General features: G+C 68.9%; 13 protein-coding genes. 5 read left to right on the top strand and 8 right to left on the bottom strand.

Annotated features, from left to right (window positions below):
• Positions 1-7: 7 nt before the first annotated feature.
• Both gatC and HV826_RS06500 read right to left on the bottom strand, forming a co-directional pair.
• A complete protein-coding gene (gene gatC, locus HV826_RS06505; RefSeq protein ID WP_176409481.1) occupies positions 8-295 on the bottom strand; it encodes an Asp-tRNA(Asn)/Glu-tRNA(Gln) amidotransferase subunit GatC in 288 nt (95 codons plus the stop codon).
• A 6-nt stretch (positions 296-301) separates the two neighbouring features.
• Positions 302-637: a zf-TFIIB domain-containing protein gene (locus tag HV826_RS06500; RefSeq protein WP_176416132.1), complete on the bottom strand. Its 336-nt coding sequence runs from the start codon at positions 635-637 to the stop codon at positions 302-304.
• A gap of 214 nt (positions 638-851) precedes the next feature.
• Between HV826_RS06500 and HV826_RS06495 the strand changes: the two genes are divergently transcribed.
• From HV826_RS06495 to HV826_RS06485, 3 genes are all read left to right on the top strand, one after another.
• Entirely contained in the window at positions 852-3911 is a 3060-nt protein-coding gene (locus tag HV826_RS06495) for a DNA translocase FtsK 4TM domain-containing protein (protein ID WP_176416131.1), read from the top strand.
• 120 nt (positions 3912-4031) lie between these two features.
• On the top strand, positions 4032-4316 hold the full coding sequence (locus HV826_RS06490) for an antibiotic biosynthesis monooxygenase (RefSeq protein WP_163884327.1): 285 nt from the start codon (positions 4032-4034) through the stop codon (positions 4314-4316).
• Between the two features lie 51 nt (positions 4317-4367).
• On the top strand, positions 4368-5624 hold the full coding sequence (locus HV826_RS06485) for a class I SAM-dependent RNA methyltransferase (RefSeq protein ID WP_255208310.1): 1257 nt from the start codon (positions 4368-4370) through the stop codon (positions 5622-5624).
• Here the strand turns inward: HV826_RS06485 and plsY are convergent.
• Both plsY and HV826_RS06475 read right to left on the bottom strand, forming a co-directional pair.
• A complete protein-coding gene (plsY, locus tag HV826_RS06480; protein ID WP_176416129.1) occupies positions 5541-6119 on the bottom strand; it encodes a glycerol-3-phosphate 1-O-acyltransferase PlsY in 579 nt (192 codons plus the stop codon). The genes HV826_RS06485 and plsY overlap by 84 nt on opposite strands.
• An 11-nt stretch (positions 6120-6130) precedes the next feature.
• Positions 6131-6562 (bottom strand): DUF2752 domain-containing protein, encoded by a 432-nt coding sequence (locus HV826_RS06475; protein ID WP_176416128.1) that lies wholly within the window; start codon positions 6560-6562, stop codon positions 6131-6133.
• Between the two features lie 88 nt (positions 6563-6650).
• Here HV826_RS06475 and HV826_RS06470 point away from each other — a divergent pair, with 88 nt between their 5' ends.
• Together HV826_RS06470 and HV826_RS06465 are read left to right on the top strand one after the other, a co-directional pair.
• Entirely contained in the window at positions 6651-7220 is a 570-nt protein-coding gene (locus tag HV826_RS06470; protein ID WP_176416127.1) for a DUF4920 domain-containing protein, read from the top strand.
• 6 nt (positions 7221-7226) lie between these two features.
• Complete coding sequence (locus HV826_RS06465) at positions 7227-7808, top strand: hypothetical protein (RefSeq protein ID WP_176416126.1); 582 nt, start codon at positions 7227-7229, stop codon at positions 7806-7808.
• Positions 7809-7927: 119 nt separating this feature from the next.
• Here the strand turns inward: HV826_RS06465 and HV826_RS06460 are convergent, their stop codons facing one another.
• From HV826_RS06460 to HV826_RS06445, 4 genes are all read right to left on the bottom strand, one after another.
• A complete protein-coding gene (locus HV826_RS06460; protein WP_368670851.1) occupies positions 7928-8845 on the bottom strand; it encodes a hypothetical protein in 918 nt (305 codons plus the stop codon).
• Positions 8846-8941: 96 nt separating this feature from the next.
• Positions 8942-10486, bottom strand: a complete 1545-nt coding sequence (locus tag HV826_RS06455) for a radical SAM protein (RefSeq protein WP_176416124.1) — start codon at positions 10484-10486, stop codon at positions 8942-8944.
• A 131-nt stretch (positions 10487-10617) separates the two neighbouring features.
• Positions 10618-11334: a hypothetical protein gene (locus HV826_RS06450; protein WP_176416123.1), complete on the bottom strand. Its 717-nt coding sequence runs from the start codon at positions 11332-11334 to the stop codon at positions 10618-10620.
• 36 nt (positions 11335-11370) lie between these two features.
• Positions 11371-14553, bottom strand: coding sequence for a TonB-dependent receptor (locus HV826_RS06445; protein ID WP_217917691.1), 3183 nt, complete (start codon positions 14551-14553; stop codon positions 11371-11373).
• Between the last annotated feature and the right edge of the window lie 175 nt (positions 14554-14728).

The following is a 14728-nucleotide window of genomic DNA, read 5'->3' as shown; positions in this document are numbered from 1 at the left end:
TCCGGGACTACTCGATGATCTTCGGCACGGCGAAGGACGTGTCGGACTTCGCCGGCGCGTTGGCCAGGGACTTCTCTGGCGGCAGGGACGGCCGCGTCACGTCCTCACGCAGCCGCGAGGACGTGAGCGTGGCATGACACGTGGGCGCCACGGCCTCCACGTCGAGCGCCTGGAGCTGCTCCACCGCGTCCAACACCGCGGACAGCTGGGTGGTGAAGCGCTGCTCCTCTTCCGGAGTCAGCGACAGCCGCGCCAGTGTGGCCACATGGCGCACCTGCTCGAGCGTGAGCGCCACGGCGGCCTACTTCTTCTTGAAGAGGTTGAGGATGGCCCCCATCACCTTGCCGCTGCCCTCGTGGCCGTGCTGTGCCACCAGCTGGTCCAGCTCCCCGGCGTCCAGGAAGACGCCGTGGCAGTTGAAGCAGGTGTCGATTTCGACGTTGCCCTGCTTCAGCGTCTGCAGGTCCAGGCCACACTTGGGGCACTTCATCCAGTGGAGCTTCTTGAGCTCCTCGCGCTGCTGCGCCGCGTTCGCCGCGGCCTGCTCCAGGGCCAGCTTGCGCTTCTTCTCAATCTCCTCCCGGGCGAAGTACTCCTCCTCGGTGGATGACGGCTTGTCGGTACGAGCGTCGGCCATGTGATGTTCCTCCACGAAGTCCCGCCGCCGCGCGGCATGCGCGCCCGGGCGGCGATGTTGGGCGGCACCATACCCCCTCTGCGGAGGGGTGCAGCCGAAATGTAGGTCCCCCGTCCGGAGCTGGAAAATTGACCGCTCCCCCGCTCTCCCTACACTCGCGGCGGGCATTGCTACAGCCCGCTACGCGGCTGAGACGCGCAGAGGGAAGACGGACATGACGGCGAAGAAGGGTCGGGCGGAGAAGGCGGTCTTGTCCCGGCAGGAAATCGCGACGCGCCGCAGGGCGCTGGCGGACAAGCGGATCAAGGCCGGCAAGGGCGGCGACGTCGCCACCCGAGCCATCATCGGTGTGTTCCTGCTGGCGGCGTCATTGATTGCCTTGCTGGCGGTGGCCACCTTCGACGCGAAGGACCGGGTGGGCCCGGGATTCAACAACGCGGTGGGCCCCATGGGGCACCTCATCGCGGAGTCGCTGCGCGGCCTGCTGGGCGTGTGCGCCTACCTCATCCCGGCGGGCGGCATCTACACGGCCATGGTGCTCTTCGTGGGCAACCGGGACCGGAAGCGGGGGCCGCAAATCATCAGCCTGGCGCTGCTGACGGTCAGCGTGTCCGTGCTGACGCAGCTGATGTTCGCTGGTGACAAGGGCTGGGCACACCCGCCGGGTGGCGCGCTGGGCGCCGGCCTGGGCGGCATCATGTCCAGCCTGTTCTCCACGGTGGGCACCGTCATCCTGGTGACAGCCATCAGCGCGGCCGCCCTCATCGTGGGCACCCAGTACACCTTCCTCAAGGTGTGCTCGCTGGCCTGGGCCGGGCTGTGCGTGCTGGGCCGCCGCGTCCAGGCATCCGCCAGCGTGTTCTGGGAAGCGCAGAAGGTGGCCTACCAGGAGCGCCAGGAGCGCGCCGCCGAGGAGAAGCTGGAGGAGGCCGCCTTCCTCGCGCAGCTCGAGGCCGACGAAGAAGAGCTCGCCGAAGCCGAGCGGCTGGCGGAAGAGGCCGAGGCCGCCGAGGCCGAGGCCATGGCGGAAGAGGCCTTCCGGCTGTCGAAGCAGCAGGAGAAGGAGCAGGCCGCCGCCGCGAAGCTGGCGCTCAAGGAGTCCCGCGACCGCGAGAAGCTGGAGAAGAAGCTGCTTCCGGCCCGCGAGGCCGATTCGCTGCCGCCCGCCCCCGCGCCCGTGCTGGCCCTTCCGGAGAAGGCGCCGGCGAAGGCGGAGAAGCGCCCGGCCCTCGGGGCCGACCCGGCCTGGGCCGCGTCCTTCCTGCCGCCTTCGCCCAACCTCATTCCCGCCGATGGCGCCGACGCCACCGAAGCGCCTCGCGCCCGCCGCAAGCCGAACATCGTCACCGGCCCGGCGCCGGTGCCCCTGGCCGACGTGGAGGCCGAGCCCGCCGCGCCCGTCGCCGCCGCCCCTGTGGCGCCGGTGGCCCACTCGCCCGCCCCCGCCGCGCCGGCCGACCTCGCCCCGGCGGCGCCTTCCGCGCTGGCACGCATGCCGCTCATCGTGGAGCCCAAGGCCCCGCCCAAGCCCACCGTCAAGAAGAGCCAGGACCAGTTCGAGTTCGTCGGGGACCGCAAGAGCTTCTCGCTGCCTCCGCTCGACGTGCTCGAGTGCGACAAGACGGAGCGCTCCGCGCTGGACAAGGACGTGTACCTGTCCACGGCGGAGAAGCTGCGCGCGAAGCTGGCGGACTTCGGCATCGTCGGCGAGGTGGTGGAGATTCGCCCCGGCCCCGTCGTCACCATGTACGAGTTCCTCCCGGGCCCCGGCATCAAGGTGAGCAAGATTGCCGCGCTCGCGGACGACCTCGCCATGGCCATGGAGGCCATGCGCGTGCGCATCGTCGCGCCCATCCCCGGCAAGGGCGTGGTGGGCATCGAGGTGCCGAACAGGGACCGCGAAACCGTCTACCTCAAGGAGATTGCCGAGCAGGACGCCTTCAACAAGGGCGCCAGCAAGCTGACCATGTGCGTGGGCAAGGACATCGAGGGCATGCCGTACGTCCTCGACCTGGCCAAGGCGCCCCACCTGCTCATCGCCGGTACCACCGGCTCCGGCAAGTCGGTGGCGGTGAACTCCATGATCATGAGCATCCTCCTCAAGGCCACGCCCGAGGAGGTCCGCTTCATCATGGTGGACCCGAAGATGCTGGAGCTCTCCGTCTACGAGGGCATCCCCCACCTGCTGCTGCCGGTGGTGACGGACCCGAAGAAGGCGGCGCTCGCGCTGCGCTGGGCCGTGGAGGAGATGGAGCGCCGCTACCAGATGCTGTCCGAGGCGGGCGTGCGCAACATCGCCGGCTTCAACAAGCTGGTGGAGAGCACCGCGGTGGAGGCGAAGCCGGCCGCCGAGTCCACGCCGAAGAAGAAGGCGAAGCCGAAGAACGTGCTCGTGCTCGACGGAGAGAGCCCCAAGTCCTCCATGCCCGCGGGCGGCGAGAGCCTGGGCGTCGCCGCGCCCCGGGACGACGATGACGACGGGTTCGAGGCGCAGGCGTCCGAGGAAGAGGCCGAGGCCCCGGAGCTGGAGGCCGAGCCCGAGGACACCGAGGCGCTGGAGGCTGGCGAGTCCACCGAGCCGGAGAAGAAGCAGCTCAAGAAGCTGCCCTACATCGTGGTCATCATCGACGAGCTCGCCGACCTGATGATGGTGGCCAGCCGCGAGGTGGAGACGTACGTCGCCCGCCTGGCGCAGATGGCCCGCGCCTCCGGCATCCACCTGATGGTCGCCACGCAGCGCCCGTCCACGGACGTCGTCACCGGTATCATCAAGGCCAACTTCCCCACGCGCGTCAGCTTCATGCTGCGCTCGAAGCCGGACTCGATGACGATTCTGGGCACGGTGGGCGCCGAGTCCCTGCTGGGCATGGGCGACATGCTCATCATGCCGCCCACCAGCGCGCACCTGCAGCGCGTGCACGGCGCCTTCGTTTCAGAGAACGAAATCAAGAAGGCGGTGGACCACCTCAAGGCCCAGGGCAAGCCCGTCTACGACGACTCCATCCTCAAGCCGCGCGACGAGGACGTGGAAGGTGGCGGCGAGGAGGACGAGCTGTCCGACGAGCTGTACGACCAGGCGCTCGCGACGGTCAGCGAGATGCGCGCCGTGTCCATCTCCATGCTCCAGCGCAAGATGCGCATCGGCTACAACCGCGCGGCCCGCATGATTGAGCGGATGGAGCGCGACGGCGTGGTGGGCGCGGCGGATGGCGCCAAGCCCAGAGAGGTGCTCATCCGAGGCCTGGGCGACATGCCCGGCGCCGGGGCCATGTAAGGCCCACGTGGCCGCCGGCTCCCGGAGGGGATGAGAGGCGGTGGCCCTGGCGGTTCCACTTCACAAAGGGCGTCCTGGCTCGGCCCGGACGCCCTCGCTGTTTTCCACCAGGGCGTGCCCATGATTGTCGCCATCTCCCGCTTCCGGCCGGCCCCCGAGGAGGCGGACCGCCTGGTCGCCCGCTTCCAGGCGCGGACGCGGGCGGTGGACGGCTACCCAGGCTTCCTGGGGCTGGAGGTACTGCGCTCCTTCGAGCGACCGCCGGAGCTGATGCTGGTGACGCGCTGGCGGGACAAGGCCTCCATGCGGGCCTACTTCCAGTCCGAGGACTTCCAGCGGGCGCGGGAGGCGAGCGCCCAGCAGGAGGACGCCACCTTCGCCCTCTACGAGGTGGTGGGCACATGAAACGCGATGCCGGTTCCCAAGCGGCCCGGTGTCGTCTATGGGCGGAACCCCATGGCTGAACGCATTGCCCTTTTCGCCACCGCCGCCCGCGGCACCGAAGACCTCCTGGCCGACGAGCTGAAGGAGCTCGGCGCCCGCCGCATCCGCCAGGACCGCGGCGGCGTCCGCTTCATGGCCACGCTCGACGAGGCGCTCATGGTGGCGCTCTGGTCCCGCATCGCCATGCGCGTGCTCTATCCGCTGGGCACCTTCGAGGCCCGGGGCGCGGAAGGCCTGTACGAAGCCGCCGCCAGCATCCCTTGGGAGGAGCACCTCACTCCCGACCACACCTTCGCGGTGGATGCCACGCTGAAGGACAGCGAGCACAGCCACTCCGGCTTCGTGGCCCTCAAGGTGAAGGACGCCATCGTCGACCGGATGCGCGACACGAAAGGCGCCCGGCCGGACGTGAATACGCGCGACCCGGACATCCGCGTGGTGGCGCACCTCGCCCGCGAGACGCTGTCCCTGTCCCTGGACCTGTGCGGTGAGCCGCTGCACCGCCGGGGCTACCGCGTGCGCCCCACGCCCGCCCCGCTGAAGGAGACGCTGGCCGCGGCGGTGCTGCGCGCGGCGAACTACACCGGGACGGAGGGCCTGGTGGACCCGATGTGCGGCTCCGGCACGCTCATCATCGAGGCAGGGCTCATCGCCCGCCGGCGCGCGCCCGGGCTCAACCGGGACTTCGCGGTAGAGCGCTGGCCGGAGCTGGGCGCCCGGGCCCGCGAGCTGCTCGCGGACATGCGCGCGGATGCCCGCCGCAACGAGCGGAAGGTGGAAGTGCCGCTGCTCGGCTTCGACAAGGACCCGGAGGCGCTGGAGGCCGCCAGTCGCAACGTGCGTGCCGCTCGCCTGACGGAGGAAATCCAATTGGCCGAAGGTGACGCGACCCGGCTTCCGCCGCTGCCGGAGACAGGCGGCTTGCTCGTCACCAACCCGCCCTACGGCGACCGGCTCGGCACGGGCGGCCAGAAGGGCATGAAGAGCTTCTACTTCAAGCTCGGGGAGTCGCTGCGCGTGCCGGGCTGGCGCGTCTGGGTCATCTGCGGCAACCCCGGCTTCGAGAGCGCCTTCCACGCGCGCCCCTCCGCGAAGCGGGACCTCTGGAACGGCCCCATCGCCTGCTCGCTGCTGGGCTACCGTCCGCCAGACGGGGGCAGCGCGCGGGGGGACATCGGGGATGGCTCAGAAGCGCCGCTCGGTGCGCCGCGCCAGCCGGAGGATGTTGCCCCGGTGCGTCCACAGCATGAGGGCGAAGAGGAGGGCTGAGAGGCCCGCGTACTCCACGGCCCGCGCGGTGAGCGCCGCAGTGCCCACCGCCGTGGCCCCCGCCGCCAGCGAGCCCAGCGAGCTCACGCGCGACACGGCGAAGACGGTGACGTACACCAGCGCGGCCGCCAGCGCCGCCTGGGGCACCAGCACCAGCAACACGCCCAATGCGGTGGCCACGCCCTTGCCGCCCTGGAGCTTCAGCCACACCGGGTAGATGTGGCCCAGCACCGCGGCCAGCCCCACCGCCACGTGTACGGTGGGCGCATCCGGCAGCAGGCGCACCGCGAGGACCACGGGCAGCGCGCCCTTGACGGCATCCAGCAGCAACACCACCGCGCCCAGCTTCTTGCCCGCCACGCGCGTGACGTTGGTGGCGCCGATGTTCCCACTGCCACCCGTGCGCACGTCCACGCCGCGCAGCCACCGCGTCAGCAACACACCGAAGGGAATGGAGCCGGCGAGATAGCCCAGCAGGACGAGCGCGGAGGTCACGAAGCGGAAGGCTACAGCAGCAGGTGGGGGAAGCGCGTCTTCACCACCACATAGGCGTAATTGACCAGGATGATGATGGGCGCCAGGACGCCCAGGACGCTCCACTCACGGGGGGAGAGCTCCACCTGGGGGATGGGCATCGCGAACACCAGGTGCAACACCATGACCACCGCCGCCAGGGCGAACAGGATGGCCGCCACCGTTCCCAGGGGGTTGGCCTCCCAGGCGCCGGCGAAGTTGAGGTGCGATACCCGGTCGGCCACGCGCGTCAGACCGCAGCCGAGGCAGGGCCACCCTGTCTGCTCCCTGAGCACACAGCCCCAGAAGGGGATGATGCGGGCCACCGGGATGTAGCGCGCCACGAGCAGCCCCACCACGCCGGCGAGGCCCATGGCGTCCACGGTGCTGAAACGGCGGTTGCGGGGAGGGATGACGACCTTCAAGCGCACCTCGTCAGCGTGTGCGGGTGGATGGACTTTAGTACGGGGGTCGCCTTGCCGGAGCAAAGACTTTTGGCTAAGCGGACGGGGTATGAACACGCTCCGCACGTCCCTGATGCTGCTGGTTGCCGTTCCCCTGGTTGCCCTCGCGGGTGACAAGTCCTCCGCCAAGGCCGGCAAGGCCGCCGAGGCCGACTGCCACCACCCTCCCGCCCCGCAGGCGAAGACGGAACCCAAGGCCGAGGCCGCCGCGCCCGCGAACAATGGCTGGAAGCTCACCCGCGGCGAGCCGCTCAAGGGCGCCAAGGCGGTGAAGCTCGCGGACGTGCTGGCCAGGCCCCAGGCCCACGACGGCAAGACGGTGCTGCTCGAGGGCCAGGTGCGCAAGGCGTGTGAGCGCAAGGGCTGCTGGATGGAGCTGGCGGCGACCGGCCAGGACAAGGGCCCCGGCGTGCGCGTGACGTTCAAGGACTACGGCTTCTTCGTCCCCCTGGACTCCGCGGGCTCGCAGGCGCGCGTGGAAGGCGTGCTGAAGGTGGCCGAGCTGACCGACAGCCGCGCCCAGCACTACGAGTCGGAGGGCGCCATCGTCCCCCGCGGCGCCGATGGCAAGCCGCGCGAGGTGCAGCTGGTGGCCACGGGCGTCGAGCTGCGCCGCTGAGACGACATGGCACGAAGCTTCAGCATGCGCGGCGTGCAGGGCGCGGCGGACCGCGCCGTGCAGCACGCCCGCGCATGGATGTTGGAGACAGAGCCGGGCTCGCGCGTGCATGACGTGCAGTTGGACCCGCGCTTCCAGCACCGGGGGGTGGACCTGCTCTGGGAGCTCCCCTCGGGAGAGGTGCGCGGCATCGAGGTGAAGGGCGACCGCAACGCCACCCGCCGCCGCTACTTCTTCGAGCTGGTGTCCAACCTGGAGAAGGACACCCCGGGATGCTTCCTCTACAGCGGCGCGGACCTGCTGGTGTACGTCTTCCTCTCGCAGGGAGAGCTGCACGTCGTGCCCATGAAGGCGGCGCGTGAGTGGTTCCTCCCCCGAGCGAAGGAGTACCCGCTCAAGCACGCCTTCACGCAGACGGGCGCCATCCGCTACACCACCGTGGGCGCCGTGGTCCCCGTGCGGGACGTGGCGGAAGGTGTCCCCGGCGTGCTTCGCGTTCCGCTGAAGCGCAGGGGCGGCGCGAAGGACGTGCCGGAAGAGGTGCCGCCTGCCTCCGAATCTCCTCAGGGGCAGGAAACAACCGGTTAGGACAGAGGGGCGCAGGCGCGGCTCCCTGGCGCCCGCTGTCCTCGGTGGAGCCGCTGACGGGCGCCTGCGCCCACGCGTCGTGACAGGAGGCCACGCAGGCCCGCTGTCACGCGTGTGACTCAGCGACCGTGACGGTGACGGCGGTGGCCGGGGTGAATCTTGTCGTGGGCCGCCTCCAGGCGCTCGGAGATGCCCATCAGCTCCAGCAGCGACTCGCGGTCGTTCTGCGCCTTGTAGACGTGCTCCAGGCGGGGAACGAGGTCCAGCGCGAGGTGCAAATCGCCGCCCTGCTCCGCCGCTGCCAGCAGCGTGCGAGCCGCCGCCGCCGCCTGACCGTGCGCCTTGATGTGGATGAGGCCGTCCACCGCCAGCAGGCGGGCGATGGGCGAGCGCTCGGTGTCCTCGGTGAGCTTCACCATGTCCTCGGTGGCGGGCGCCAGCTCGCCCTTCGCCGCGCGGACGATGGCGCGCGAGATTCCACGGCGGTCCGGCAGGAGGAACTCCTCCAGGTCCGCGAAGGACTCCGCGTGGCCCACGTGGCCCGACGACGCCAGCGCCTCGGCGAGGCTGTCGAAGATTTCGGCCTGCTTCTCCGTGAAGGGTGCCAGCGCCTCGCGCATGAAGCGCTCCTGCGGCGCACCCTTCTCGTCGAGCGGCATCTTCGCGCGCACGGCGCTCATCTTCTCAAAGGCGGCGTCCACCGCCGCGTCCTGCCGCCCATCCAGCAGGAACGCCAACTGCTGCATCAGGTTCGCCAGCGTGTCGGCCATCTCCATGGGCGACACGCGGTCCGGCAGCCAGCGGCTCCACAACTCCACCGCCGCCGCCACCGCGAAGTCCTTGAAGGGCCCGGTGCCCTTCCACTTCGGCTGCCACTGCTGGGCAATGCCAATCGGGAAGGTCGACTCCGCCAGCTTGCGGAAGTCGTCCTCGCCCACGGCAATGCCGTAGTGGCCGAGCGTCCCGAGCAGGGCCTCCGTCGAGTACTCCTTCAGGCCCTTCTGCTGCCACGACTTGTCCACTCGCTGCGTGCTCACCTGGATCTCCGCTGCCCTGGACGCCGGCCATCGGCGCACCAAGCGGCCTTCTAGCGGAAGCCGGGGCGGACGTGCACCACCACGTGCATGTCCACGTCAGGCCGCGGACGCCGGGGGCGCTGTCCTTGGCACGGTGGGCCACAGGACAGGGTTGCGCCGGCCGTCCTCCACCCGCCGGGCCAGGTACGGCTCGCAGCCCCGGCCGTCGAAGGCCCGCTTCCACGCCGCGAAGTTGCCGCCGGCCTTCCAGGCATCCATGGCCGCCAGCCCCGCCTCCGGTCCGCACTGGGCCAGCATGTACTCCACCCAGGCCCAGCGCGCGGACGTCGGGCGCACCTCGGCGCGTCCCCGCAGGCCCTTGCGCAGGCGCTCCAGCCGCCCCTCCACTTCGCGAATGCCCGTGAAGGGAGCGCCGTCCATGGGGGTGTTGCGCTTGGCCACGAAGGGCGCCACGCCCAGCGCCACCGGGAGGATGCGCGACAGCTCGCTGGTGAAGCGGATGAGCTCGTCGATGTCCGCGTCCTCTTCGGTCGGCAGACCCACGACGTTGTACACCTTGAGCTGCTTCATCCCCGCCGTGCGAGCGAAGGTCGCGGCCCGGACAATCTGCTCCTCCGAGTGCTTCCGGTCCACCATGTCCCGCAGGCGCTGTGACGGTCCGTCCGCCGCGACCGTGAGGTTGGTGGCCCCACCCCGGCGGAGCTGATCCACCAACTCCTGCGTCAGCCGGTCCGCGCGCAGGGAGGACACCCCCACCTCACGGCCGGACTCCACGAGGGTCCGGAGCAGCTCGACGATGCGCGGATGGTCCGTCACCGCCGCGCCCACCAGCCCTACCCGGCGGACATGCTCCGGAATCAGGGAGAGGATCCGCTCCGGCGGCACCGTGCGCATGCCCCCATTCGTGGTGCGCCGCATGACGCAGTAATGGCAGCCCCGGGAGCACCCCCGCTCCGGCTCGATGAGGAACATCGAGCGCAGCTCGGTGTGCGGGGTCACGATTTGCGACCGGGCAGGGAGACGGGCGTCGGTGGCCTTGGCCACATGGTATCGGGCTCCGCCTCGCCCGGGCACGCGGAAGCCCGGGATACGCGCCAGATGCGCCAGGAGAGCCTCGCGCTCCATGGTCGCCGCAGACTCCACCAGCAGGTGGATCAAATCCTCCGCCTCGCCCTGGACCAGCACGTCCACGAAGGGCTCCAGTGGATCCGGGTTGGAGAACGTCAACGGCCCGCCGCCCACCACGAGCGGATAGCGGCCCTCCTGGCGCTCCTCCGCCAGGAGCGGGATGCCCGTCAGCTCCAACATGGAGAAGAGTCCCGTCAGCTCCAGCTCATAAGCCACGGAGAAGGCCAGCATGTCGAAGTTGGCGACAGGGGCCTGGGACTCCCAGGTGAAGAGGGGCGTCCGCGTGCGCTTGAAGGCATCCACGTCATCCGGGAGGAAGACGCGCTCGGCCGTCGCTCCGGAGTGCTCGTGGATTTCACGGTAGATGGCCTGGTAGCCGAGCGAGCTCATGCCCACGTGGTAGGGGCTGGGGTAGCAGAGCGCCACCCGGTAGGGCGCCGCCTTGTGCAGCGTGCCCTGTTCGTCCGCAAGCAAGCCGCGGACGCGCTCGATGAGTGAGTAACGGCCCTCCATGTGCCTCCAGTACAGGTCCCGCCTTTTAAACACCACGGCCCCGGTCAGCCACTCCCATGTGGGGAGAGACCGCCGGGGCCGAGGTGCGCCACCCAGGTGGGGTGGCGCGGTTCAGCAGACGACTTGTTCCACTACTTGAACGACGGGACCTGGTTCGTCGGCACGCAGCAGCCTTCCAGGTCGGGCTGCGCGAAGATGCCGCAGTAGACGCCCATGACGCACGTCGCGTTGAAGTCCGGGTTCAGACCCGAGCCCGGACCGCAGTTCGTCTCCGCCGTGCCAACCTCGGGGTCACAACCGACCGCGGGCCAGAGGGCGTTGACGACGTACTTCGAAGTGCAGCCGTTGTTCGTGTAGGTCAGCTCGCCCGTCAGTTGGGTGCCCGGAGCCGAAGGCGCCGAGTACACGCGGACATTGGCGTACTGGTACACGATCTCGTTCCCCGAGGAGGCCACCCTGACGCGAGCCGCCGGGAAGCTGGGCGCGCCGCAGAAGTCCTCTGCGTCGCGGTCCGTGGCCAGGTCGCCCAGCGCGGTCTGCTCGCTCTGGTCCGTGCTTTCGTCCGCGGGGCCGCGGCTCGCCAGACCCTGAGGACGGAGCGCGAGCTTCGCGGTGCCGTTCTGCAGGTCGATGTAGCGGTAGACACCCAGCATCTCCGCGGGGGGAGCGGCAGTGTCGCACGCATCTCCAGCGGCATCCCGGCCCGCCTCCACCTGGTCGTACTTCACGGCCCAGTGAGGAGACTCCTGCACGAAGCAGCCGGGGTCAGGCTGCTCGACATTGCAGCCCGCCAGCAGGCTTCCCGTGCCCAGGAGAACCAACGCAGTGTTCACGATGTTCTTGGTCATGTGACTGTTGTTCCGATTCCGTGATGGGGCCTGGGATTAGAACGTGTACCGGATGCCAAAGCGGACCTGACGGGGCGCCTGGTACGAGGTCGGGTTCTTGAAGTTCGGGTTGGTGTCGCCGTCCACGCTGCCGAACGGCTCGTCACGCGGCGCCTCGTCCTGGAACTCCACGCGGCCCGGGAGGTTCTCCAGGTCGGCGGGCGTTCCGCCCGGGATGGGCTTGATGTCGCGCAGGGTGTACGTCTGGTCAACCGTGCTCACGCCCTGGAAGTTGAAGAGGTTGAACACGTCCAGGGTGAACGACACCACGCTGTCCTTGCTGACGCGGTAGTTCACGCCAATGTTGGAGTCGATGGTGTTGATCCACGGCGTACGGCCGCCGGCGCCACGGGGGAGGACGAAGGACTCGTCCGCGCCGTAGGCCCAGTGGTGACCCCAGTAGTTGATCGGCGTACCAGAGTTACCGCGGTAGGAGACACCCACGCTCGCCGACAGGGCGTTCGAGATGTTGAACTCCTTCGCACCGAAGATCTTGATCTGGTGCGTGCGGTCGAACGGCAGCAGACCCGTGCGGTTCTCCAGGAGCTCGATGAGGTCGAAGTCCGAGAGGATGTTCGGGTCGAGCTGGCCCGTCTCAGGACGGAACAGACCGGGGTAGTTACCGTACAGGCGCGACCAGGTGTAGTTGGCCTGGGCGAGCCAGCCGTCGGAGAACGTGCGGTTCAGGTAGACGGTGACGTTGTCGTAGTTACGAACCGGCGTCGGGAACTCACCGGCGAAGCCGCTGCCGGGGTTACCGAGGAAGTACGTGTTGCCGTCGTCGCGGCTCATGTCCTCGATGACCGAGTTCATGTCCTTGTGCGTGTAGCTCGCACCCAGGCGGGTGTTCGCCAGCACTTCGTACTCGCCGCCGACCACGATTTCATCGGACGACTGGGCCTTCAGGTCCGGGTCAACCGGCGTACCGCCCGCGGTGCCGCCCGTGTAGAAGCGGTTCACGTTGCGGCTGCTCTCCGGGATGGCGAGCAGGTTCGCGTCGGTGCGGCACGTGGCCTGCTGGCTCTCGAAGGAGGACGGGTCGCACGAGGTGGCCGTGCCCTGGCCCGGCTCCGCGAGCGAGCGGCGCGCGGAGATGCGGTTTTCACCCGGGAACGCGCGGTCCATCAGGTTGAGCGGAACCTGCTCGTAGTAACGCGCGTAGTTCACGAACAACTTCGCGCGACCGTTGGCGAACGGGTCGATGATGGCGCCGAGGCGCGGCGACCACTGGTTGCCGAGCAGCAGCGAGAGGTCGCCGGTGCCGCCGTAGAGCGCCTGCACGTCGTAGCGGACGCCCAGGTTCAGGGTCACCCGGTTCGCGATGGACCAGGAGTCCTGGAGGAAACCACCGACCGTGGTGCTGGTCGTCTTGGCCACCTGGGTCAGCTGCGTCACCGCCGAGTCAGGACCCGTCTGGTAGCCGTAACGACGGGCATCCGTCATGGCCGGACCCTGACCCGCCGCCCAGGCACCGCTCTCCTGCCAGTACACGCCACCGCCGTACGCCTTCACCTGGTCGAACGACAGCATCTCGACGTCGACGCCGGCCTTGAGCACGTGGGTGCCCAGCGCGTTCAGCAGGTAGGTGGCCTTCGCGTTGGCCTGGTAGCGATCCAGCGTCTGGTCGCTCATGAAGGCAGGGCCGCCCACCGCGTAGCCCGTCACCGGGCAGCGGATGCGCTGCTCTTCCGGCGTGCTGCCGCAGGCACCCTCCTGCCCGGCGGGCAGGGACTCGAACAGGGTCAGCGGGCGCGGGTTGATGTAGACCATCCGCGAGTAGCCGGCCAGACCCGTGGTGTCGCCCAGGTTGCTGCCGTCACCCGGCAGGGTGGACGCGGTCTGGTGGAACCAGCCGAGGTTGGCGTCGACGAGGACCTTCTTGTCCGCGAACGCGCCGGCGTACTTCAAGGCCAGCGACGTGGTGTTCGCGCTCGTCTCCGTGAGACCGAAGTCACCCGGACGGGACGCGAGCACACCCGGCAGACCACCCGAGCGGGGGTCGACGGACAGCTTGCCCAGACCACCCGTCGAAGACGGGGTGCCGTTCAGGGCGAACGACACGTTGTGGTCCTGGTTGATGAGGTACGTCAACTTACCCATGTACTGAATGGTACGGGAGTCGGCGTAGTAGTTCGTCGCGGAGCCGGGGATGGCATCCGCGAGCGTGAAGCCGTTCTCGTCCGTGAGGGTGTTGCCGTCACCATCGACGCGCAGCGCGTTGAGCGTGCGGGTGTGCTGGTAGCGGGTGAACGACGGCGCGAAGCCGGCGAAGAACCACAGCTTGTCCTTGAGGATCGGACCACCGAGGGTGGCGCCGAAGTCGCCCAGGTTCTGCAGCTGGTTCAGGCCGGTGATGACCGTGCCCTCTTCACGAACCTGCTTGCGGGTGCCCTCGAAGGTGCCCGGCGTCCAGTTCGCGAACACGGAGCCGTGGAACTCGTTGGAGCCCGACCGGGTGACCGCGTTGATGACGCCGCCGGTGGACCGGCCGAACTCCGGCATGTAACCGCCGGTGATGATGTTCACGTCCTGCACGAACTCGATGCTCAACGGGCTGGCGTTCACGCCGAAGGCCGGGTCGTTCGTGGACAGACCGTCCACCACGTAGCCGTTCTCAGGCGAGGTCGAGCCGTTGATGGACACACCGTAGTTGTCGTTCTGGGCGCCAGGCGCGAGCTCGGCCAGGGACTCGAAGGAGCGGGTCGCGCCGCCCTTGCCACCCGGACGCGCAACGGCGATGCGCTTGATGAACTCCTGGTCGACGTTCACGCCCATCGTCGTGGAACCCACGTCGATGGTCGGGGGCGCGCCGACGATCTCCACGACCTCACCGAGCGCCTCAGGAAGGAGCTCGACGTTGACGCGGATGGTGCGGTTCAGGCGCAACTGGATGGCTGAACGAGCGTACGGCTTGAACTGCTCCTTCTCGAACCGCAGGGTATAGTCGCCGGGGGGCAACTGGGGAATGCGGTAGTTACCCTGCGCGTCGGTGACAACCGTCTGCTCGCCCTGAAGGTTGGGCGAAGTAGCGGTCACAACGACGTCAGCGGCAGCCTGCCGACTTTGAGCGTCGATCACAGTACCGATGATCACGCTCGACTGGGCGAAAGCCGCGGATCCGTACAGCAGACCTGCGGCGACAACAACTCCGGTTTCCCGGAGCACTCGGTTCAAGTGCATACCAGACCCCTCCAAGGTGGGCTGCAAGTGAAAATGACCCGGGAAAATATCCGAGGTCGAGCAGTTGTCAATAGACCGTTGCTTTTTGGTAACCAGTGGGGCAATTGCCCGATCACGCCACGACCATCGACCTTGCTTGCTTGAACCCGGAACGCGTTTCTGTATGGTAGCGCGC

This window comes from Myxococcus sp. AM010 (assembly GCF_013372585.1).
In the GTDB taxonomy this organism is placed as follows: Bacteria; Myxococcota; Myxococcia; order Myxococcales; family Myxococcaceae; genus Myxococcus; species Myxococcus vastator.
Note: the sequence above shows the minus strand (reverse complement) of the source record. Positions and strands in the feature narration are given on the sequence as shown.

What these genes read in the sequence shown, in the direction of transcription:
- HV826_RS06500 (WP_176416132.1), bottom strand. Translation starts at nt 637, where the DNA reads ATGGCCGACGCTCGTACCGACAAGCCGTCATCCACCGAGGAGGAGTAC.
- HV826_RS06470 (WP_176416127.1), top strand. Translation starts at nt 6,651, where the DNA reads ATGAACACGCTCCGCACGTCCCTGATGCTGCTGGTTGCCGTTCCCCTG.
- HV826_RS06445 (WP_217917691.1), bottom strand. Translation starts at nt 14,553, where the DNA reads ATGCACTTGAACCGAGTGCTCCGGGAAACCGGAGTTGTTGTCGCCGCA.
- HV826_RS06495 (WP_176416131.1), top strand. Translation starts at nt 852, where the DNA reads ATGACGGCGAAGAAGGGTCGGGCGGAGAAGGCGGTCTTGTCCCGGCAG.
- HV826_RS06455 (WP_176416124.1), bottom strand. Translation starts at nt 10,486, where the DNA reads ATGGAGGGCCGTTACTCACTCATCGAGCGCGTCCGCGGCTTGCTTGCG.
- HV826_RS06465 (WP_176416126.1), top strand. Translation starts at nt 7,227, where the DNA reads ATGGCACGAAGCTTCAGCATGCGCGGCGTGCAGGGCGCGGCGGACCGC.
- HV826_RS06485 (WP_255208310.1), top strand. Translation starts at nt 4,368, where the DNA reads ATGGCTGAACGCATTGCCCTTTTCGCCACCGCCGCCCGCGGCACCGAA.
- HV826_RS06450 (WP_176416123.1), bottom strand. Translation starts at nt 11,334, where the DNA reads ATGACCAAGAACATCGTGAACACTGCGTTGGTTCTCCTGGGCACGGGA.
- HV826_RS06490 (WP_163884327.1), top strand. Translation starts at nt 4,032, where the DNA reads ATGATTGTCGCCATCTCCCGCTTCCGGCCGGCCCCCGAGGAGGCGGAC.